Here is a 20854-nt window from a genome sequence, read left to right as displayed (position 1 = left end):
CGGGCTGGAGTCCTTTGAGGGTGGAGAGGGCATCGGTGACCAGGCGTTTGGCGCCGCGGCCCGAGTTCGCCGCGCCCTTGCGCAGGCGCTGGGCGACGATCACAGGGGCGGTGTCCCGCGTGGAGACGGTGGCCAGCAGCGCGTTCAGGCCGCGGACGCCGGAATAGCCGTAGCCGGATCCCTGCTTCGCGTAGCCGTGGACCTCGATGATCGTGTCATCGACATCGACGAACACGAAGTCTTCCGGACCTGTGGAGCCCAGCAGCGGGGCCCGCGCCCCCAGGTTGATCAGGAAACGCGAGGCGACCGCGTCGAGCTGGCGCACGTGTCCGAACGTGAAGGAGCGCAGGAATGAGCCCAGCGTGGACGGCGCGTAGCAGGCCTTGAAAAGACGTTTCATCCCGCCGTGGCGCAACAGCGCCATGTCATCGATCGAATCCGCGCCTGCGACCATTCCCGCGACCAGCGAAGCGATCTTCAACCCGGCGTTCGCGCCCTTGTCGGTGGGCACCGACAGCCACTGATCCGCCAGCTCCTGCAATCCGGCGTCCCGGGCCAACGTCATCACCGGCAGCAGCCCGGCGGCGGACACGAGGTTCGGTTCGTCGAAGGAAACTGACACGGCGGAACGATTATGGGAAACTTGCATCTGCGAGATGTCCTTCGATTTCAGGAAATTTGTTCTGTGGTAAGTCAAATTTTCCCTGAAACGACGGACATTTCGTGTTTAAAACGCCGAAGACGACCCGAAACTCATCGGTGGATCAAGGCTAAGGAAGCCTCCGGCTGATCTGCGGTAAAGTAATTCCATGTCCGCACTTCTGCTTAGCTAGCCGCACCTACGGAACAGTTCCGTAACGTGCGGCCGCCCCTCCCGTGTCGAGGGGCTTTTGTGTGTCTAAGCGGCAACCACCGGGAGTGCGCCGTAGCAACCAAGAGGACGAGGACAAGTCAACGTGAGTACGCAGTCTGGTACCGAACCGAACGAGTACAGTTTTTCCGCCATGGAGGCCAAATGGCCTGCCGTCTGGGAAGAGCTTGGCGTCTTCAAGGCCGTTGACGACGGCTCGAAGGAGCGCCGTTACGTGCTGGATATGTTCCCCTATCCGTCGGGCGACCTGCACATGGGCCATGCCGAAGCGTTCGCCATGGGCGACGTCGTCGCGCGTTACCTGCGGTTGAAGGGCTACGACGTCCTGCACCCGATCGGCTGGGACTCCTTCGGCCTGCCCGCGGAAAATGCGGCCATCAAGCGCAACGCGCACCCGTCCGAATGGACCTACGCCAACATCGAGACCCAGGCCGCATCCTTCAAGCGCTACGCCATCAGCGCCGACTGGTCCCGGCGGCTGCACACCTCCGACGCGGACTACTACCGCTGGACACAGTGGCTGTTCCTGCGGTTCTACGAGCGCGGGCTGGCCTACCGGAAAAATTCACCGGTCAACTGGTGCCCCAAGGACCTGACGGTGCTGGCCAACGAACAGGTTGTCAACGGTGCCTGTGAACGATGCGGTACGCCGGTAACCAAGAAGAGCCTGAACCAGTGGTACTTCAAGATCACGGAGTACGCCGACCGGCTGCTGGATGACATGGACGAGCTGAAGGGCCATTGGCCTGAGCGTGTGCTGGCTATGCAGCGCAACTGGATCGGCCGGTCCGAGGGCGCCCACGTCAACTTCAACATCGAGCCCGCGGACGGCCGGGAAGCCAAGGGCGTCACCGTCTTTACCACCCGCCCCGATACCCTGTACGGCGCCACATTCTTCGTCGTTGCCGCAGACGCCCATCTGGCCCTGGACCTGGTTACGCCCGAACAGCATGATGCGCTGATGGACTACCGCGAAAAGATCAAGGCCCTCTCCGATATCGAACGCCAGTCCACCGACCGGGAGAAGACCGGCGTCTTCCTCGGCCGTTATGCCATCAACCCGTTGAACGGCGAGAAACTGCCGGTCTGGGCCGCGGACTACGTCCTTGCGGATTACGGCACCGGCGCCATTATGGCTGTCCCTGCGCACGACCAGCGCGACCTGGACTTTGCCAAGACGTTCGACCTGCCCGTGCGGGCGGTGCTGGACACCGGTGAGGAAGATCCCGCGGTCAGCGGGACCGCCACCACGGGCGAAGGCAGCCTGATCAACTCGGGCGACCTCAACGGTCTGTCCAAGAACGAGGGCATCGCCAAGGCCATCGATATTGTCGAGGCGGCCGGCACCGGCGAGAAGACGGTCAACTACCGGCTCCGCGATTGGCTGCTCAGCCGCCAGCGCTTCTGGGGTGCGCCCATCCCCATCATCCACTGCGCCGAGTGCGGCGAGGTGCCGGTTCCCGATGACCAGCTTCCGGTGCGGCTGCCCGAAGACCTGCGCGGCGAAGCGCTCTCACCGAAGGGCACATCGCCCTTGGCCGCCGCCGCGGACTGGGTCAACGTTGACTGCCCGAACTGCGGACGCGCTGCCACCCGGGATACGGACACCATGGATACCTTCGTGGATTCCTCCTGGTATTACCTTCGGTTTGCCTCGCCGGACTACACCGAAGGGCCTTTCGACGTCGAGGCGGTCAACAAGTGGCTGCCGGTCGGGCAGTACGTGGGCGGCGTCGAGCACGCCATCCTGCACCTGCTGTACAGCAGGTTCTTCACCAAGGTGCTCAAGGACCTCGGGCTGGTGGACTTCGACGAGCCGTTCAGCGCGCTGCTGAACCAGGGCCAGGTCCTCAACGGGGGCAAGGCCATGAGCAAGTCTTTGGGCAACGGCGTGGACCTCGGCGAGCAGCTGGACAAGTTCGGTGTCGACGCCGTCCGGCTGACCATGATTTTCGCCTCACCGCCGGAGGACGACGTCGACTGGGCCGACGTTTCGCCGTCGGGCTCGGCTAAATTCCTGGCCCGTGCCTGGCGGCTTGGCCAGGACGTGACTTCCGCCGTCGGCGCCGATCCAGCAGAAGGCGACCGTGCGCTGCGCTCGGTGACCCACCGGACGATCGCCGACGCCGCCGAACTGCTGGACAACCATAAGTTCAACGTGGTCATCGCCCGCCTCATGGAACTGGTCAATGCCACCCGCAAGGCGATCGACAGCGGTGTCGGCGGAGCCGATCCCGCCGTTCGGGAAGCTACGGAAGCCGTGGCCATTGTGCTGAGCTTGTTCGCTCCGTATACCGCAGAGGATCTCTGGGCAGCGCTCGGGCATGAGCCCTCGGTTGCGGCCGCCAGCTGGCCGGCGGTCGACGAGCAGCTGCTGGTCCAGGCCACGGTTACCGCCGTTGTCCAGGTCCAGGGCAAGGTCCGGGACCGGCTCGAAGTGGCCCCGGACATCAGCGAAGAGGAGCTCAAGGCCAAGGCGTTGGCATCGGAACAGGTGGTCAAAACGCTCGACGGACGCAGCGTCCGCACGGTCATCGTCCGGGCACCCAAACTGGTCAACATCGTCCCGGCATAAGCGCGGCTGACAATGTCATGGCTTGAGGAGCTGGTGCAGCGGTCACGGCAACTGCTGCACCAGGCCGGCCGCAAGCCGGAGGAAGTGTCCGAACGTCCCCGGGTCGCCGTGGTAACGGATTCGGCTGCTTCGCTGCCCGCTGAGTGGGCAGCCGAACCGGAAACCGCGGACTGGCTGCGGATCGTTCCGATGCCGGTGATGATTTCCGGCCAGATCTACGGCGAGGGAGTGGACGACGTCCCCGCCGTGCTAACCGTCGGCCTGGCTGAAGGCAAGGAAGTCAAGACCTCCAGGCCGTCGCCAGGCCTCTTCAAGCGGACCTATGAAGAACTGCAGCGGCAGGGCTTCGACGCCGTCGTCTCCATCCACCTTTCCGGATCCCTTTCAGGCACCGTGGAAGCCGCGGCACTGGCTGCGGCAGAGGCGGATATCCGCGTGGAGATCGTCGATACCAGGTCGGTGGCGATGGTGGAGGGATTTGCCGTTGTCGCTGCGGTGCTGGCGGCGCAAGACGGCGCGGAGGCATCCGCGGTGGCGGAACGGGCCCGCGAAGCGGCGGCAGCGGGCGATGTCCTTTTCTATGTTCCCAGCCTGGACCAGCTGCGCCGGGGCGGGCGGATCAATCCGGCCGCCGGGTTCTTCGGGTCGCTGCTGGCTATCAAACCTATTCTCACCATCCGCGACGGTGCCATCGCGGAGGTGGAAAAAATCAGGACGGCTTCCAAGGCACTCGTCCGGATGCAGCAGCTGGTGGTCCGGCGGATCGAAGAACTCGAGTATTCACCGCAGCTGGCTGTCCATTATTTCGGCAATGAAGCAGAGGCGAGGTCGCTGGCCGAAGAGCTCAGTCCTCATGTCGGTGATGAAATCCTGGTCACCGCAGTACCGTCGGTGCTGGCCGCGCATGCCGGACTGGGAGTCCTCGCCGTCGTCATAGGACCCGCCATGCCCGACCCGGTGTCCTGATCTCCACAATGTGGGCCGGGATGCTCCTCTCCACAAGGCGCAGGAGCGTCCTGCCCGGCCGTTGATTTCCTCCATAGCGTAGTGCCATGGGCCGCCACCGCTGGGGAACAGCCGCTACAGAAGCCAGCCACGGCCTGAAAATATCTGCCCGCCGCCCGCGTCTGCGGGTGGCACTGGGAGCAGCGCTGATCGCTGCAGGACTGGCCGTCGGCTACGCTTTGGTGCTGCTCCTGACAGCAGATACCCACCGGGAAGAGAGCAATGTGCTGCTGTCGCTGCCCGTCACGAGCTCCGCGGCAGAGACCGGACCCTCTGGGGAGGGACAGGGCCCGGAGCAGGCCGCCGAGCCGGTACCCTCGGCCCAGGCGGACGAGGAGGGTGTTTCCCCAGGGCCGGAGGCCGGTCCCGGCGATGCTGCGCAGATCATCGTTCATGTCGCCGGCGCCGTCGGCCGTCCGGGCATTGTCCGTCTACCGGCATCGGCGCGGGTTTTTGAAGCACTGGAAGCCGCGGGAGGTGCCAGCGAAGACGCAGATCTGGCATCACTGAACCTGGCGGCGCCGCTCATGGACGGCCAACAGGTCTTCGTTTCTTCACCCGAGCACCAGTCCGCCTCCGGCAACAGCGGGAGTGCAGCGGGTCCCGAGGGCGATGCCGGCGGAGCAGAAGACCAGCCCGCAGCCAAGATCAATCTCAACAGCGCCTCGCTGGAAGAACTTAAGACGCTGCCGCGGGTCGGGCCCGTTCTTGCTCAGCGCATCATCGACTTCCGCGAGCAGCATGGCAGCTTTGGCCGGCCCGAAGACCTGGATGCAGTGCCGGGCATCGGCGAAGTCATGCTCGCAAGCCTCGTGGACTTGGTCACGGTATGAGCCCGGCGCCGCCCTGGCAGCACTATGCGCGGGCCGCCCGCCAAGTGGCCAGCGAAACGGTCAAGGACACCACCAGCGACCCGAGCCCCGCCGGAAAGCGAAGCTTGAAGGCCCGGTTGTTCCGGGAAAAATCTGCAAGTGATCCCGCCGCGGCCAAAGCGCTGCGGCCGGGAGTTGGAGATAGCGGTCCCGGAGCGGTCCGGCTGGATCTGAGATTAGCCGCCGCGGCGGCAACCTGCTGGCTAGTGGCGCTCGTTCTGCTGCGGCTACCGCCCGGCGTGGGGATGGCCGGCGCAGCCCTGTGTGGTGGAGCGGTAACGGCGTTCTTGCTGGCCGGGCTGCGACGACGCCGGCGGAAGTCTATTCCTTCGGTGACCGGCACAGTGTTCCTGATGGTGTGCACTGTCGGACTGCTGGCACTGGTCATCGGCGTCAAACACACGGAACGGCTCAGCGGGCCGATCGGGCCCGCCATAGAATCCGGAGCGTACATCACCGCCGAACTCACGGCCCTCTCGGATGCCTCTCGCTCAAAGACGCCGTCGATATTCGGCTCCGGTCCACGGTATCTCGTCACCGCCGAAATCACCGAGGCATCGCACGCGGGACGCAAATTCGAGGCTGCAACCCCGGTGCTTGTCATCGGTAACCAGACATGGCAGGCAGTCCGCTACGGGGATCGTTTGCACGCCGCCGGAACCCTGGCGCCGATGGAACCGGGATCGTCGGAAGCCGCCATGCTGAGTGCCTCAACGGCACCCGATGTGACATCGACTCCGCCGGCTGCTGAGGCGGTCAACGCGCTCCGGAGCTTATTCGTCGAACACACCGGGAGCCTGCCGCCGGATGCGCGCGGACTGCTGCCAGGAATGGTGTTTGGCGACAGGGAACAGCAGACTGACGATTTGGAAGAAGCCATGCGCCGCACCGGCCTGACGCATCTTATGGCGGTTAGCGGAGCGAACTGCAGTTACTTGCTCGGATTTGTTTACCTGCTGGCGACAGCCTGCAGGGCACCTCGGTGGCTGAGCTCGGTGCTGGGCATTGTCGCGCTGGCCGGATTTGTGCTGTTGGTGCGGCCGGAGCCGAGCGTCCTGCGTGCAGCCGTGATGGGAACGATCGGAGTGGCAGCACTGGTCTCCGGCCGGCGGCGGGCGTCGCTGTCCTTCCTCGCGCTGGCCGTCCTCATCCTCCTTCTGGCCAATCCATGGCTGGCCGGCGAATACAGTTTCATTCTCTCGGTGCTGGCTACCTTGGGGCTGGTGCTGCTCGGCAGCACGTGCTCGCGATGGCTGCAACACTTTATGCCGAAGCTACTCGCTGACGCCATGGCGATTCCGCTGGCTGCCCAGCTGTTCTGCACGCCCGTCCTCGTCCAGCTCCAACCGGAGTTGGCCATGTTCTCGATACCGGCTAACATCCTGGCGGCGCCGGTGGTTCCCTTCGTCACCATCGGCGGCATGGTCTCCCTGGCGCTGCTCCCATGGGCGCCACTACCCGGCGGTTGGCTCGTCCACGCTACAGGCTTTCTCACACTCTGGGTCGCGCAGATCGCCCGGACCTTCTCCGGACTTCCACTGGCCACTCTTCCGTGGCTTGGCGGACCGGCCGGCGCGGTCTTGGCGGCCGCGGCCGCGGTCGTCCTTCTCGCCCTTTTGTGGCTGGCTGCGCAGGGACGGGCCGGCATTTCCTCCTTGTGGTTCAGGGTCGAGCAGACGTCCTGCCGTGGCCGTGGCTCGGGGCGGCGGTACACGCCTGAACTGCCTGCGTCCGCAGACCAGGGGACCTCCCTGGGCGAGGATCAGGAAGCCCAACGCGGGAGGGGGACCACACGGCGCGCCGGAACGCGGTGGACCGGGAAACAGCGGGTGGGGGCTGCGTTTTGTGCGGCTGTCGTCGCCGGTGCGCTGCTGGGCTGGCTGCTCTCAAGCAGGGGTGTCCCCGCGCTGCCCGAACGCTGGGATGCCGTGGTCTGCGACGTCGGCCAGGGCGACGGGCTGGTGATCCGCACAGGTACGGGCCAGGCCATGGTTATTGATGCCGGGCCTGAACCCGGCGCTATGGATTCCTGCCTGGATTCGCTGGGAGTGGAGAGCATCGGGCTTTTGGTCCTCACGCACATGCACCTGGACCATTACGGTGGCCTGGACGGCGTGCTGGATGGACGTAAGGTGGCCCGGGTGCTCGTTGGAAGTTCGAAGAAGGAGCTGCCCGACCTAGTCGGGGGCACACTGGCCGAACACGGATTGGATCCTGAGCTCGGCAAGGCGGGACAGTCGGGCAGGACGGGCAGCGCTTCGTGGCAAATACTCTGGCCGACGGCGGCACGGACCGGTGCTTCGGAGAACGATTCAAGCATCGTCATGCTGGTCACAGTCACTGGCGCCGACGGCGGGGTACTGCGCATACTGCTGACCGGCGACCTGGAAGAGGAGGCCGCGGCCGACCTGCTCCGGGGCTTGGCTCTTGAACCGGGCAGCGTGGACGTCCTCAAGATCAGCCATCACGGCGCGCGTAACGGTGGGACAGCGATCTTGGACCGGGTGCAGCCGAGAACGGCGGTCATTTCTGTTGGCCGTGACAATGACTACGGCCATCCGGCGCCCACGATCCTCTCGGCCTTGGAACGGCTTCGGATACCGGTTTTCCGGACGGATCAAATCGGTACCATTGTCGTCGATCTCGCAGACGGCAGCCTGGCCGTGCGTCCGGCGGAATGAGCGGTTTTCGGCTTGGGAAAATCGGCTGCCCGTGACAATGTTGACTCTGATACTAGGAGGACCTGACCTGTGAATCCACCCCCGGCCCGTCCGGCCGCAGGCAGCAAGACTGCCGGCCGAATCGTTTCCTGGCGCGACGTTGAACCGGCTCCGGTCGTGCTCATCAGCGGGCCCGAAGAATATCTGGCACACCGGGCCAGAGACCGTATCCGGTCGATGACCCGGGGAGTTCATCCGGACGTCGAGCTCACTACGCTGGAGGCTGCATCCTACTCGTCCGGCCAACTGACCATGATTGCCAGCCCCAGCCTCTTCGGCGAATCAAAGCTGGTTGAAGTGGACGGAGTGGCACAGATGAACGATGAGTTCTTGGGCGACACATTGGCATATTTGCAGGCCCCGGCAGAGGACGTCACTCTAGTGCTGCACCATTCGGGCGGGGTCCGGGGCAAGAAATTGCTGGACGCTATCAAGGCGAGCGGGGCACCGGTGGTCGACTGCCAGGCGATGAAGAAGGACTCGGACAAACTGGACTTTGTCCGGCGGGAGTTCAAAGCTGCCCGGCGCGGACTTGATCCGGCGGCTGGTCAAGCACTGGTCGCTGCCGTCGGCGCATCCCTCCCGGACCTAGCAGCGGCGTGCGCCCAGCTGATCTCGGACGTTCAGGGAACGGTCACGGAAGAGACGGTCGAGAAGTACTACGGCGGCCGCGTGGAAGCCACCGGCTTCAAAGTTGCTGACGCTGCCGTCTCCGGCAGGGGAGCGGTCGCTTTGTCCACGCTCCGGCATGCATTGGCCACAGGCGTGGATCCGGTGCCGATAGTCGCTGTCCTGGCCATGAAACTTCGGCAGATCGCCAAGGTAAAGGGAGCATCAGTCAGTGCTAAAGACGCCGGCCTGGCCCCGTGGCAATTCGATCAAGCACGTAAGGACGCGAGGAACTGGGACTCGGCTGCGCTGGCTGCCTGCATACAGATGCTTGCCGAAACAGATGCCCAGGTAAAGGGCGCAGCCCGGGATCCCGAATACGCCGTAGAGCGTGCCGTCACGGTTATCGCAGCGAGCGTTGGCCACTAGCTGCCTACTCTTAATGCAATGAAGGCCCCCGCCGAGCGGCGGGGGCCTTCATTGCATCGGCGGTAAACGCCGGTGAAGCTGCTTCCTAGAGGGCGTTGACCTTCTTGGAGATAGCGGACTTGCGGTTAGCAGCGTTGTTCTTGTGAATAACGCCCTTGCTGACAGCCTTGTCCAGCTTGCGGCTGGCCGTAGCCAGAGCAGCGGTTGCACCGTCCTTATCGGAGGACTCAACGGCGCTGCCGACTGCGCGGATAGCAGTCCTCAGCTCGGACCGGACAGCGATGTTGCGCTGGCGGGCCTTCTCGTTGGTCAGGATGCGCTTCTTCTGGGACTTGATATTAGCCACGTATAAACTCTCTTTGTTGCGGACTGGTCGGTGAGGGCAGTCAGACCGGCCATTGACTGAGCGGCGTGGGGATACCGTAATGGCAGCCGGCCTGAGGTGCCCGTCGACCTGCGCGGACACACAGCTATAAATGTTAGCAGAAAAGCTTCCAGGGCTGCGTCCGCCGCCGAGGCGGCGCGCCGAAGCCTAATTCCAGCCGCGCGTCTGTCTCAGTGCTGCCGCCACCTGGGAAAACTCGCGTTCGCCCAGGACGGCTCCCTCGCGCCGGATATCCCGCGGATCCAACTGCAGTACACGGTCGAGTTTTACCTCGCTGGGCCGTCCGCGTGGGTCCCAGGATCCCTGGCCTATGTCTACGTAGTCCTCGTGGCTGTTCGAGCCGTTGTTCCGGTCCCTGCTGGTCATCATCAATGCCAGCAGCCATGGGCCGTTATGGCCTATCAGCAGCACAGGGCGGTCCTTGCCCTTGCTGTGGTCCTCTTGGTATGGCACCCAGGTCCAGACGATTTCCCCCGGATCCGGTTGGCCGTCCGGGCTGGGGGAGTAAGCCACGGAAGTCCTGCCGCGGAAGTCGCCGGGGTACGTCGCGCTCAGTTGCCCCTGGCCGTGTTCCGTTGCGGGGCCCGGCCGGCTGACAGGCGGCCGCCCTCGGCCTGCACCCGGGGGCCTGGACGTTGAAGAGCGGTTGACCGCCCGGAGGACTTTTGCGGCACCGCGGAGCAGCCGGCCAAGAGTGTTCACGTTGAAAGCCATGCACCAAAACTACCCGTCGAATCCGTACCTGCCGGGAAGAAACAGCGGGCATCTCATGGGAGACTGTTAACTTGGTATCTATCGAAGAGCCATCATCGAAGCCCCGTTAGAGAGTTAGGAAACCGCTGTGTCACCCATGGCCCGCACCGCACCGGTGCCTGCCGCCACAGATCCGGCGATCATCAGGAACTTCTGCATCATCGCCCATATCGACCACGGGAAGTCCACCCTGGCGGACCGGATGCTGCAGTTAACCGGCGTAGTTGAGCAGCGGGACATGAAGGCCCAGTACCTGGACCGGATGGACATCGAGCGCGAACGCGGCATCACCATCAAGTCCCAGGCTGTTCGTCTGCCGTGGGAGCTCGATGGCAAGACCTACGCGCTGAACATGATCGACACACCGGGGCACGTGGACTTCACCTATGAGGTGTCCCGGTCTCTGGCTGCCTGCGAAGGCGCTGTTCTGCTCGTCGACGCGGCGCAGGGCATCGAAGCCCAGACGCTGGCGAACCTGTACCTGGCGATGGAGAATGACCTGACCATCATCCCGGTGCTGAACAAAATCGACCTGCCGGCGGCACAGCCGGAGAAGTATGCTGCGGAGCTTGCCAACCTCATCGGCGGAGATCCCGAGGATGTGCTGAAGGTCTCCGGTAAAACCGGTATGGGCGTTGAGGACCTGCTGGACAAAATTGTCCGCGACCTCCCCGCCCCCGTCGGTAATGCCGATGCCCCGGCCCGTGCCATGATCTTCGACTCGGTCTATGACACCTACCGTGGTGTGGTGACCTACGTCCGCGTGGTCGACGGGGAACTCAAGCCCCGCGAACGTATCCAGATGATGTCCACCAGAGCCAGCCACGAACTGCTGGAAATCGGTGTCAGCTCCCCGGAACCGGTGCCGTCCAAGGGCCTGGGCGTTGGCGAGGTCGGCTACCTGATCACCGGTGTGAAGGACGTGCGCCAGTCCAAGGTCGGCGACACGGTCACCACCTTGAACAACCCTGCCCCGGAGTCCCTCGGCGGCTATGCGGATCCCAAGCCGATGGTCTTCTCCGGTCTTTACCCGATCGACGGGGCAGACTATCCGGTGCTTCGCGACGCCCTGGACAAGCTCAAGCTCAACGACGCCGCCCTGGTCTACGAACCGGAGACCTCGGCCGCCCTTGGCTTCGGCTTCCGCGTCGGTTTCCTCGGCCTGCTCCACTTGGAAATCACGCGTGAACGCTTGGAGCGCGACTTCAACCTGGACCTGATCTCCACCGCGCCCAACGTGGTCTACGAGGTGACCCTCGAAGATAAGAAGGTCGTCACGGTCACTAACCCGAGCGAATATCCGGATGGAAAAGTCTCCGAGGTCCGGGAGCCGATGGTTTCGGCCACCATTCTGGCCCCGAACGAGTTTGTCGGCGCCATTATGGAGCTCTGCCAGGGCCGCCGCGGCGATATGAAGGGCATGGACTACCTGTCGGAAGACCGGGTGGAGCTTCGCTACCGGCTGCCGTTGGCGGAAATCGTTTTCGACTTCTTCGACCTGCTCAAGTCCAAGACCCGCGGCTACGCCTCCCTCGACTGGAAGGCGGACGGTGAACAGGCCGCCGATCTGGTGAAGGTGGACATCCTGCTGCAGGGTGAGCAGGTGGACGCGTTCAGCGCCATTACCCACAAGGACAAGGCCTACAGCTACGGGGTGATGATGACCGGCAAACTGCGCGAGCTCATCCCTCGCCAGCAGTTCGAGGTGCCTATCCAGGCAGCCATCGGCTCGCGCATCATCGCCCGCGAAAATATCCGCGCCATCCGCAAGGACGTGCTGGCCAAGTGCTACGGCGGCGACATCAGCCGTAAGCGCAAGCTGCTGGAGAAGCAGAAGGAAGGCAAGAAGCGCATGAAGATGGTCGGCCGGGTGGAAGTTCCACAGGAAGCCTTCATCGCAGCGCTGTCGTCCGATGAATCGAAAGACAAGAGCAAGAAGTAAAACCGAAGTGATCAAAACAACGACGACGGCGGCGGTCACCTGTGCCTAGCGTCCTGCCGCTGGGAGACCCGGCACCGGCCGATGGCTTGCTGCCGCCACAGGCCGCTGCCGGCGCACAGGACAGGGACTTCTGTCTCTACGTCCACATTCCGTTCTGCTCGGTGCGTTGCGGCTACTGCGACTTCAATACCTACACTGCCAAGGAACTCGGTTCAGGTGCGTCGCAGGACGAATACGCCGGCACCCTCAACGCCGAACTCGACCTGGCGGCGAAGGTGCTGCCCGCGTCCGGGCTGCCCCGGCGCCCGCTGTCGACGGTCTTTTTCGGCGGCGGTACTCCCACTTTGCTGCCGGCGTCGGATCTGGCGGCCATTCTGGGCCGTGCCACCGAACTATGGGGTCTGGCACCGGGGGCCGAGGTCACCACGGAGGCCAATCCGGACTCCGTCACGCCCGAATCGCTGCAGACGCTGGCGGCGGCCGGGTTCACCCGTGTTTCCTTCGGGATGCAGTCCGCAGTACCCCACGTGCTCAAGGTGCTTGACCGCACGCATGATCCGGACCGTGTTCCGCAGGCGGTGCGCTGGGCACGCGAGGCCGGGCTGCATGTCAGCCTGGACCTGATCTACGGCACGCCGGGGGAGTCGGTTGCCGACTGGGAGACCAGTCTGGATGCGGCGATCGACTGCGAGCCGGATCACATTTCGGCCTATGCGCTGATCGTGGAGGAGGGCACCAAGCTCGCCGCCCAGATCCGCCGCGGCGAAGTACCGGGAATTGACGACGACGACCACGCCACCAAATATGAACTCGCCGAGGCGCGGTTGGCTGCCGCCGGCTTTGGCTGGTATGAGGTCAGCAACTGGGCCCGCACTGAAGCCGACCGTTGCCGGCACAATCTCTCTTACTGGCGTGGTGATGACTGGTGGGGTGCCGGCCCCGGGGCCCACTCCCACATGGGCGGCGTCCGCTGGTGGAACGTGAAGCATCCGGCCGCCTACGGCCAACGGCTGTCAACAGGGGTCTCTCCGGCGGCGGGACGGGAAACGCTTGACGCGACAACCCGCAAACTGGAACATGTGATGCTCCAGACCCGCATCATTGATGGTCTGCGGACACAGGAACTGGGCCCGCAGGGGCGGAAAGCGGTAGCAGGTCTGATCGCGGACGGGCTGGTGGACGGACCCGCGGCTTTCGCCGGCACCGTCCGGCTCACTTTGCAGGGCAGGCTGCTTGCCGACGCCGTGGTCCGCCGCCTCCTGGAAGACTGACAAGGCCCACGCTGGAGTAGCCCTCTTCGGCGCGCCTCCGCCTGCGGGCTTAGTGGAGCAGGCGGAGATTCAATGAGTAGCGGTAGGGACGGCCGCGGTTGACTGCGATGCCTGCCATCACAGAGAACACGGTGAGGAAAACCCAGATTGCCGCTGCAACGACGGCAAAGAAGCCGCTGATCACAGGCACCAGAATCAGGACGTTGGCAATAACGGCCACGATCGTTGGCGGGAGCGTGAAGTTCAGGGCTTCCTTCGACTCCTGGGCCGTGAAGGGGCCCCGGTCCTTGAAGATCAGGTAGATGACCAGCGAAGGAAAGCATCCCAGAATGCCGCCGAAATGAGCCAGAGTGGCCCACTGACGGTCTTCGGACGGCGTTAGCGGCAGGGCTGAGGAAGAGGCGCTTTCATACTGCGTCCGGGGAGCCGGCTGACGATCCGGTTGCTTCTTGCGCGCGGGGTTGTCTGACACAGGACCTACCTCAGGAGAATTCGTTTTCGTTCTAATGGCTATTACTTACGAAACTAAGATTAGCCGCAATGACCGGTAAACAGCGGACCGGGGTCAATCTGCCCGCGCAGAATGGGGTTGTCGCCATGCGCATTCCTCAGGCCGTGAGGAAGTCGATGACTTCTTCGACACGTCCCAGTAAGGACGGTTCCAGATCCGCATAGGTATTGACGCTGCCAAGCAAGCGCTTCCACCCGTGCGCGATGTCGATCTGGGTTTTGTTGGGCCACCCGAGGCCGGCAAGGATTCCGGTTTTCCAATCGGTTCCGCGGGGAACCACGGGCCATTTTTCCAGCCCGATGACGGCCGGCTTGATCGCCTGCCACACGTCCACATACGGGTGGCCGACGATCAGCACGTTGTTGCGCGCTGACGGAACTGCCATGGCGGCCTGCGCAATCCGCCACTCCTTGGTGTCGGGCAGCAGATGGTCTACCAGAATGCCCAACTTTCGCTGCGGCCCCGGGCCGAACGCCGATACCGCCGAAGCGAGATCATCCACGCCGTGAAGCGGCTCCACAACTATGCCTTCGACCCGAAGATCGTGGCCCCACACCTTCTCGACGAGTTCGGCATCGTGCTTGCCTTCGACCCAGATCCGGCTGGCCTTGGCCACCTGCGCGCGCAGTCCTTCTACTCTGACGGATCCGGAGGCCGTCCGCTGCGGACGTGCGACGGCGGCAGCGGCCATGGCAGGAACTACCTCCACGGGTTCACCTTCCAGTAGAAAGCCGAAGCCCAGGGGGAAGGAACGTTTCTTGCCCCGCCGGTCCTCCAGCGACACCAGATGGACCCCGCCGGACTTCTCTACACGCACCACCGCGCCTACCCAGCCGCTTTCGACATCCTCCAGTACCAGTCCGGGTTCGGCCCCGACCTTGCGAAGCTGACGCGACTTCGGAGCGGATAGATCCTGTGGTCCCCAGCCGTAGCTGCTCATCGGTTGTAGTCCTTCGGTCATGCAGCTTTCGGGTAGCTGCAGGCGATCAGCGGAGCCGCCGATAGGTGCATGGCAGCCTGACAATGCTAACAACGTGCCAAAGGTATTAGACTTAGCACTTGGACGTGTTGAGTGCTAACCGGCATGTCTACTGCAGCCGTACGAAATCAGGAGGTGCCCAGTGAGCGAAGGCCGTCGGCTCGAGGTGCTGCGCGCTATCGTGGAAGATTACGTGCATTCCCGCGAACCCGTGGGGTCCAAAGCACTGGTTGACCGCCACCATTTAGGTGTTTCCTCGGCCACAATCCGCAACGACATGGCTGCACTGGAAGAAGAAGGCCTGATCGTCGCTCCGCACACCAGTGCCGGCCGCATTCCAACGGACAAGGGCTACCGGCTCTTCGTGGACCGGATTTCGGATGTGAAGCCGCTCTCCTCCGCTGAACGCCGTGCCATCCAGGCCCTGCTCGAAAACGCGGGCGACCTGGATGATGTCATGGATCGCACCGTGAGGTTGTTATCCCAGCTGACCAATCAGGTAGCAGTGATCCAGTATCCGCGGCTGGGTCGGGCCTGCACCAGGCACATCGAGTTTGTCCTGCTCGCACCGCAACAGGTCCTCGTTGTCCTGATTGCCGATAACGGGAAAGTTGAGCAGCGGGTCATTTCCCTGCCTGATCCCGTCACGGATGAAGAATTATCCGATCTCCGATCGGCCTATCTCTCAGAGTTGGCCGGGCACCCCCTGGATTCGGTGGGCGGGCTGCTCCGGAACGGATTGAAAGACGCCAGGCCCGGCACCGAGGCTATCGTGCCACCACTTTCAGCGGCCTTGGAAAGTCTTGCGGCAGCCACGCAGGAGGAGCGTATCCTCATGGCCGGCACAGCCAATCTGGCCCGTTCCACCATGGATTTCCCGTTGAGTATCGGACCCATTCTCGAGGCACTCGAGGAACAGGTGGTCCTTCTCCGCCTGCTGTCGGAGATGCAGCAGGACGCGCACGGGATTTCCGTACGCATTGGGCATGAGAACCCGTACGGCTCATTGGCGGAAACGTCCGTGGTCGCAACCGGCTATGGTCCGGGTTCTTCAGCCAAGCTGGGCATCCTCGGTCCAACCCGGATGGATTATCCGACTACTATGGCCGCCGTGCGCGCCGTAGCCCGTTATTTGTCACGGATCCTTGCCGGATAGGCAGCCGGCCAACCAGCAGCACATGGACAGCGGGAGCCGCTGTCCGCAACCGATTCCCAGGAAGAGAAGTAATACAAGGTGAGCAACCACTACGACGTACTCGGTGTCAGCCGCGATGCCACTGCTGAGGAAATCAAGAAGGCCTATCGGAAGCTGGCCCGCAAGCTCCACCCTGATGTGAACACCGGGCCGGAGGCCGCAGAACAGTTCAAGCAGGTCAGCCATGCCTACGAGGTGCTGTCGGACCCGCAGAAGCGGCGGGTCTATGACACCACAGGCAATGAGAACGGCACAGACAGCGGCTTCGGCGGCGGTTATTCGGGTGCTGGGTTCGCCTTCCAGGATATTTTCGAAACCTTCTTCGGTGGGCAGGGCAGTGCCGGACCCCCTTCGCGCACGCGCCGCGGACAGGACGCGCTGATCAATGTCCGCATCGATCTCAAGGATGCCGTATTCGGCGTCAACAAGAAGATCGAAGTGGACACCGCCGTCGTTTGCCCTACGTGCGACGGCAGCTGCTGCCGTCCCGGCACCAGCCCGCGAACCTGCGACATCTGCGGCGGCTCGGGCCAGGTACAGCGTGCCGTGCGCTCCATCCTAGGGCAGGTTATGACCGCCGCACCCTGCGGAAGCTGCCAGGGCTTCGGCACGATCATCCCCGACCCGTGCAACGAATGTAATGGCGAGGGCCGCATCCGCAGCCGCCGCTCGCTGACCATCAAAATTCCGGCAGGTGTCGGAACCGGCACCCGGATCCAGCTGGCCGGGCAGGGCGAATCAGGTACGGCAGGTGGCCCGCAGGGCGACCTCTACGTCGAGATCCGTGTTGCCCCGGATAAGAACTTCATCCGTGAGGGCGACGACCTCCATGTGACGATGGCGGTACCGATGACGGCTGCGGCCCTCGGTACCGATGTGGACATGGACACGTTCGACGGGACGCAGTCGCTGAACATCAAGCCCGGTACCCAGGCCGGCGAGGTCATCACCCTCAAGGGACTCGGCGTGACGCATCTGCGGGGCTACGGCCGCGGCGACCTGAAGGTCCATGTGCACGTGGAAACGCCTACCAGACTCGATTCCGAGCAGGAGGAACTGCTCCGCCAGCTCGCAGCGTCGCGCGGCGAGCAGTTCACCGAAGGCAAGCTTGCGGGCAGCGGCAGCGGCGTGTTTGCCCGGCTGCGGGACAAGCTCGGCAATCTCTAACAGTGACCAATCCCGTTTTCTTCACCGAACCTGGAACACTGGCGGCGGTGGCATCCGGCGAGGAATTTGTCCTGACCGGTGCCGAAGCCAGGCATGCTGTCGCGGTTAAGCGCCTGAGCCCCGGCGAGAGCGTGGACGTCGTGGACGGACGGGGCATGCGGCTTTCGGGAACGGTCGTCTCGACGGGTACGGAGAGCCTGACGGTCTCCGTCGAGACCGTTGTCCCGGAGCCGCCGGCACCCTTCCGGCTGACGCTAGTCCAGGCCTTGGCCAAGGCCGACCGTGACGAACTCGCGATCGAAGCTGCCACTGAACTGGGTGTGGACGAGGTGGTTCCGTGGCAGGCCGAACGGAGCATTGTCCGCTGGCGCGACGCCAAGGCTGCCAAGGGGATGGCGAAGTGGGAATCGACGGTCCGGTCCGCCGCGAAGCAAGCGCGCCGCGCCACCGTCCCTGACGTGGCGCCGCTGGTTGATTTGAAATCGCTCTGTGGACGTATCGGCGAGAGCAGGTTGGCGCTGATCCTCCACGAGGACGCGCGGCTGTCACTGGCGGAAGCGGTTCAAAGAAGCGGGTTGGAATCGGAAGCAGCCCTGGAGCAGAGCATTCTCATGATCGTTGGGCCCGAGGGCGGCATGAGTCACCGCGAGGTTGAGCAGATGCGTGAGGCCGGGGCGGTGCCAGTGATCCTGGGACCGCATGTGCTCAGGTCCTCAACTGCCGGACCGGCCGCCGTCGCGCTGCTCAGCGAGCGGCTGGGCCGCTGGAACTGAACGCAGCCTGGCCCGCTTACCTGACCGTGAAAACCTTGCTGTCGGCATTCTGAGGCTCTTCGGTACGGCCGCTCATGTCCTGGTGGAAGACCATGACCCGGTATGTTCCAGGATCGAGCTCCTGGCTGAACCGGAACTCACCGGTTTCACCTGCCGCCGAGTCAACCTGCACCGTACCCTCTTCGACGATGGTTCCTTCGCCGGTGTCTTCCGCCGACTCCAGCCGCGAAATGCGCCAGGACAATTGGGATTCAAAGGCAACGCCGCGCCCATAGACTTCCACTCGTCCTTCAGTGGAAGCCCCTTGCTGTGGATCTATGATCCAGATCGGTGCACTGAGATTAGCGTCCCGAGACATCGGCTCGCCGAGCTCCACATGGCCGAATGCCTTGTAGCCGGAATGTCCGTCAACCAGGATGACGACGTCGAGCGGGTTTTCCGCGGTACTCAAACCGGCATTGGCTGCTGCCGCGGTGGCGGTGTAGACCAACTGCTGCACGGCACGTTCCGCAATTCCGGCGTCCACGTCGGCCTTGAACGCGTCGGAGGAGATGTCCAGCGTAATGACGGATCCGTTGGTGATGGAGGCCCCGACCTTGGACGCCGGCTGCCAGGGATTGAAATAATCCGGGTCCAGCGGCTGCAGTTTGGTGACCGCACTGACGGCACTAGTGATCGGATCACCAAGATCCTCCGCTTCGCGGAACTCGCGGTAGAGAAACACGGTTTCGGCATTCGTGCCCAGCCAGTAGACCGGGGAAAGAGCGGTACTTTGCAATGTTTCAACCGGAGCGCTGGTGACCAGGGGACTGCTCTGAGTGGTCGGCTGGCCGCTGCTCGCCGGCATGGAAGTCTGGCCGTTGGGGCCGTTCCCGGAAGGCATGCAACCAATCATGACCATGGAGCCAAGGGTCAACACTGCCAGCCACGCGCGGAATCGGCGCGGGGCTGCGTGGTGCGGCCGGTGGTGCTGCTCGGTGGAAATGACCGGATTCCTCCTCAACTCATGGCGGCGTCCTGAACGCGAATGGAAGTCTGATGGCGGCACCTGTCGGTACCTGAAAAACCAGCTTGGCATACTGCCGGCGTCGCGACGCGCGGTTGGGCCGTCTCTCAACCGGACTGATGCACGATTGAGACAGGATCGATATCTACCGGTCATGCATGGATTTCGGGAACGACATCCGGCCGTTGCCGTAGCATTGAGATGTATAGCAAACCCACACAACAGTCGTACTAGCTAAGGGGAGATGGAAGGCCTGCCGGCCGCTTTATGTCGGAAACACGTCTGGATGTGGATCCGCTCGGATCCAGTAACCGTTCCATCCACTTTGAATCGTCGGAACATATGGTCAAGGCACTCGGAGCCCAGGATGAGGTGCTCCGGCTCATAGAATCCGAGTTCAGCGACGTGAATCTGCATGTACGCGGCAACGAGCTGTCCATCTCCGGCCCGCCCGCCGTCGTCGACCGTACGGAGCGCCTGCTGGAGGAGATCCGCACGCTGGCCGCCAATGACACGCATGTGTCGCCGCAGGTAGTTGCGCAGCTGCTGCGAATGCTCAGCGAGCAATCTGTTGCCAGACCGGCCGAAGTGCTGACACTGAACATTCTTTCCTCGCGTGGACGGACCATCCGTCCGAAGACGCTGAATCAGAAGAACTATGTGGACGCCATCGATGACAACACCATTGTCTTTGGGATCGGCCCGGCCGGAACGGGCAAGACGTATCTGGCGATGGCCAAAGCGGTCCAGGCTCTGCAGCACAAGGAAGTCAACCGGATCATCCTGACGCGTCCGGCCGTTGAAGCGGGGGAGCGGCTCGGCTTCCTGCCCGGCACGCTCAGCGACAAGATCGACCCCTACCTGCGTCCGCTCTATGATGCCTTGCACGACATGATGGATCCGGATTCCATTCCCCGGTTGATGGCAGCGGGCACCATTGAGGTCGCACCATTGGCTTATATGCGCGGCCGGACCCTCAACGATGCGTTCATCATTTTGGATGAAGCGCAGAACACCACACCGGAACAGATGAAGATGTTCCTGACGCGGCTCGGATTCGGCTCGAAAATGGTAGTTACGGGCGACGTCACGCAGATTGACCTTCCGGGCGGCACGAGCTCCGGACTCAAGATCGTCAGTGAAATCCTGCAAGGTGTGGATGACGTCAATTTCTCCATGCTGGAGGCTACGGACGTGGTCAGGCACCGTCTGGTCAGCGACATCGTAACCGCCTACGGCCGTTGGGATGACGAACACCGCAAGCCCTCGACAGCCCGGCGGCGTCGGACGGAACAGGAGAGCTAGCACGTGGCAATCGAAGTCAACAACGAGACAGAGTACGACGCCGACGAAGCCGGCCTGGCCCGCCTCGGTCGCTTCGTGCTCGAAAGCCTCTATGTGCACCCCGAAGCCGAACTCTCCATCATCCTGGTCGACACGGACGCCATGGAACGGCTGCACATCGAATGGATGGACGAACCCGGGCCCACGGATGTGCTCTCCTTTCCCATGGACGAGCTGCGGCCGGGCACGGCTGCGCAGCCCAGTCCCGCCGGGGTCCTTGGCGACATTGTGATCTGCCCGCAGGTCGCGGATGAGCAGGCCCAAAAGGCAGGCCACAGTATTGGCGAGGAGATGCTGCTGCTGGCCACCCACGGCCTTCTGCACCTGCTCGGCTACGACCACGCCGAGCCGGACGAGGAGCAGGAAATGTTCTCCCTCCAACGGCAACTGCTGGCTGCGTTCCTGGGCAAGGACGCGCCCACGGAGACCACGCGTTGATCATTGGCT

Annotated in this window: 18 protein-coding genes; 12 read left to right on the top strand and 6 right to left on the bottom strand. The window is 63.5% G+C overall.

Annotated features, from left to right (window positions below; all coding sequences use genetic code 11):
* Positions 1–649: transposase family protein (locus B0G38_RS15875; protein ID WP_461610106.1), on the bottom strand; the 649-nt coding region annotated here is incomplete at its 3' end.
* 307 nt (positions 650–956) lie between these two features.
* Here B0G38_RS15875 and leuS point away from each other — a divergent pair.
* The 5 genes from leuS to holA all read left to right on the top strand — a co-directional run bounded on the left by leuS (position 957) and on the right by holA (position 9081).
* The gene (gene leuS, locus B0G38_RS15870; protein WP_264670293.1) at positions 957–3446 is read left to right on the top strand and encodes a leucine--tRNA ligase; all 2490 of its coding nucleotides are present in this window, start codon (positions 957–959) and stop codon (positions 3444–3446) included.
* Between the two features lie 12 nt (positions 3447–3458).
* Positions 3459–4412 carry a DegV family protein gene (locus B0G38_RS15865; RefSeq protein ID WP_264670292.1) on the top strand — a complete coding sequence of 318 codons (954 nt, stop codon included), beginning with the start codon at positions 3459–3461 and terminating at the stop codon, positions 4410–4412.
* An 86-nt stretch (positions 4413–4498) separates the two neighbouring features.
* Positions 4499–5284, top strand: a complete 786-nt coding sequence (locus B0G38_RS15860) for a ComEA family DNA-binding protein (protein ID WP_264670291.1) — start codon at positions 4499–4501, stop codon at positions 5282–5284.
* On the top strand, positions 5281–8004 hold the full coding sequence (locus B0G38_RS15855; RefSeq protein ID WP_264670290.1) for a ComEC/Rec2 family competence protein: 2724 nt from the start codon (positions 5281–5283) through the stop codon (positions 8002–8004). Before B0G38_RS15860 ends, B0G38_RS15855 begins: the two co-directional genes overlap by 4 nt.
* A 69-nt stretch (positions 8005–8073) precedes the next feature.
* Positions 8074–9081, top strand: coding sequence for a DNA polymerase III subunit delta (gene holA / locus B0G38_RS15850; RefSeq protein ID WP_264670289.1), 1008 nt, complete (start codon positions 8074–8076; stop codon positions 9079–9081).
* Positions 9082–9166: 85 nt separating this feature from the next.
* Here holA and rpsT read toward each other — a convergent pair whose 3' ends face one another.
* Both rpsT and B0G38_RS23255 read right to left on the bottom strand, forming a co-directional pair.
* The gene (gene rpsT / locus B0G38_RS15845; protein WP_169997508.1) at positions 9167–9427 is read right to left on the bottom strand and encodes a 30S ribosomal protein S20; all 261 of its coding nucleotides are present in this window, start codon (positions 9425–9427) and stop codon (positions 9167–9169) included.
* Between the two features lie 186 nt (positions 9428–9613).
* Entirely contained in the window at positions 9614–9979 is a 366-nt protein-coding gene (locus B0G38_RS23255) for a type II toxin-antitoxin system PemK/MazF family toxin (RefSeq protein ID WP_319801257.1), read from the bottom strand.
* A gap of 328 nt (positions 9980–10307) precedes the next feature.
* Between B0G38_RS23255 and lepA the strand changes: the two genes are divergently transcribed.
* Complete coding sequence (gene lepA / locus B0G38_RS15835) at positions 10308–12161, top strand: translation elongation factor 4 (RefSeq protein WP_264670287.1); 1854 nt, start codon at positions 10308–10310, stop codon at positions 12159–12161.
* Positions 12162–12202: 41 nt separating this feature from the next.
* Positions 12203–13432, top strand: coding sequence for a radical SAM family heme chaperone HemW (gene hemW / locus B0G38_RS15830; protein ID WP_264670286.1), 1230 nt, complete (start codon positions 12203–12205; stop codon positions 13430–13432).
* A gap of 49 nt (positions 13433–13481) precedes the next feature.
* On the opposite strand, the gene B0G38_RS15825 is transcribed toward hemW, so the two are convergent.
* Positions 13482–13904 (bottom strand): DUF4870 domain-containing protein, encoded by a 423-nt coding sequence (locus B0G38_RS15825; protein ID WP_169997499.1) that lies wholly within the window; start codon positions 13902–13904, stop codon positions 13482–13484.
* A gap of 136 nt (positions 13905–14040) precedes the next feature.
* Positions 14041–14883 (bottom strand): DUF3097 domain-containing protein, encoded by an 843-nt coding sequence (locus tag B0G38_RS15820; RefSeq protein ID WP_264670285.1) that lies wholly within the window; start codon positions 14881–14883, stop codon positions 14041–14043.
* Positions 14884–15064: 181 nt separating this feature from the next.
* Between B0G38_RS15820 and hrcA the strand changes: the two genes are divergently transcribed.
* The 3 genes from hrcA (at position 15065) to B0G38_RS15805 (ending at position 18057) form a co-directional block, all read left to right on the top strand.
* Entirely contained in the window at positions 15065–16078 is a 1014-nt protein-coding gene (hrcA, locus tag B0G38_RS15815) for a heat-inducible transcriptional repressor HrcA (RefSeq protein ID WP_169997495.1), read from the top strand.
* Between the two features lie 78 nt (positions 16079–16156).
* Positions 16157–17284, top strand: coding sequence for a molecular chaperone DnaJ (dnaJ, locus tag B0G38_RS15810; protein WP_264670284.1), 1128 nt, complete (start codon positions 16157–16159; stop codon positions 17282–17284).
* Between the two features lie 2 nt (positions 17285–17286).
* Positions 17287–18057, top strand: coding sequence for a 16S rRNA (uracil(1498)-N(3))-methyltransferase (locus B0G38_RS15805; RefSeq protein ID WP_264670283.1), 771 nt, complete (start codon positions 17287–17289; stop codon positions 18055–18057).
* Positions 18058–18073: 16 nt separating this feature from the next.
* On the opposite strand, the gene B0G38_RS15800 is transcribed toward B0G38_RS15805, so the two are convergent.
* Entirely contained in the window at positions 18074–18940 is an 867-nt protein-coding gene (locus B0G38_RS15800; protein ID WP_264670282.1) for a Gmad2 immunoglobulin-like domain-containing protein, read from the bottom strand.
* A gap of 390 nt (positions 18941–19330) precedes the next feature.
* Here B0G38_RS15800 and B0G38_RS15795 point away from each other — a divergent pair, with 390 nt between their 5' ends.
* Together B0G38_RS15795 and ybeY are read left to right on the top strand one after the other, a co-directional pair.
* Positions 19331–20368: a PhoH family protein gene (locus tag B0G38_RS15795; RefSeq protein WP_169997487.1), complete on the top strand. Its 1038-nt coding sequence runs from the start codon at positions 19331–19333 to the stop codon at positions 20366–20368.
* Between the two features lie 3 nt (positions 20369–20371).
* Complete coding sequence (gene ybeY, locus B0G38_RS15790; protein WP_264670281.1) at positions 20372–20845, top strand: rRNA maturation RNase YbeY; 474 nt, start codon at positions 20372–20374, stop codon at positions 20843–20845.
* The last annotated feature ends 9 nt before the right edge of the window (positions 20846–20854 follow it).

The sequence above is a fragment of the Crystallibacter permensis genome (assembly GCF_025960875.1).
GTDB lineage: Bacteria > Actinomycetota > Actinomycetes > Actinomycetales > Micrococcaceae > Crystallibacter > Crystallibacter permensis.
Note: the sequence above shows the minus strand (reverse complement) of the source record. Positions and strands in the feature narration are given on the sequence as shown.

Bases quoted from the DNA above. Each gene is read 5' to 3' on its own strand.
- B0G38_RS15795 (WP_169997487.1), top strand. From the start codon at position 19,331: ATGTCGGAAACACGTCTGGATGTGGATCCGCTCGGATCCAGTAACCGT.
- B0G38_RS15820 (WP_264670285.1), bottom strand. From the start codon at position 14,883: ATGAGCAGCTACGGCTGGGGACCACAGGATCTATCCGCTCCGAAGTCG.
- B0G38_RS15860 (WP_264670291.1), top strand. From the start codon at position 4,499: ATGGGCCGCCACCGCTGGGGAACAGCCGCTACAGAAGCCAGCCACGGC.
- B0G38_RS15865 (WP_264670292.1), top strand. From the start codon at position 3,459: ATGTCATGGCTTGAGGAGCTGGTGCAGCGGTCACGGCAACTGCTGCAC.
- B0G38_RS15855 (WP_264670290.1), top strand. From the start codon at position 5,281: ATGAGCCCGGCGCCGCCCTGGCAGCACTATGCGCGGGCCGCCCGCCAA.
- B0G38_RS15800 (WP_264670282.1), bottom strand. From the start codon at position 18,940: ATGCCTTCCGGGAACGGCCCCAACGGCCAGACTTCCATGCCGGCGAGC.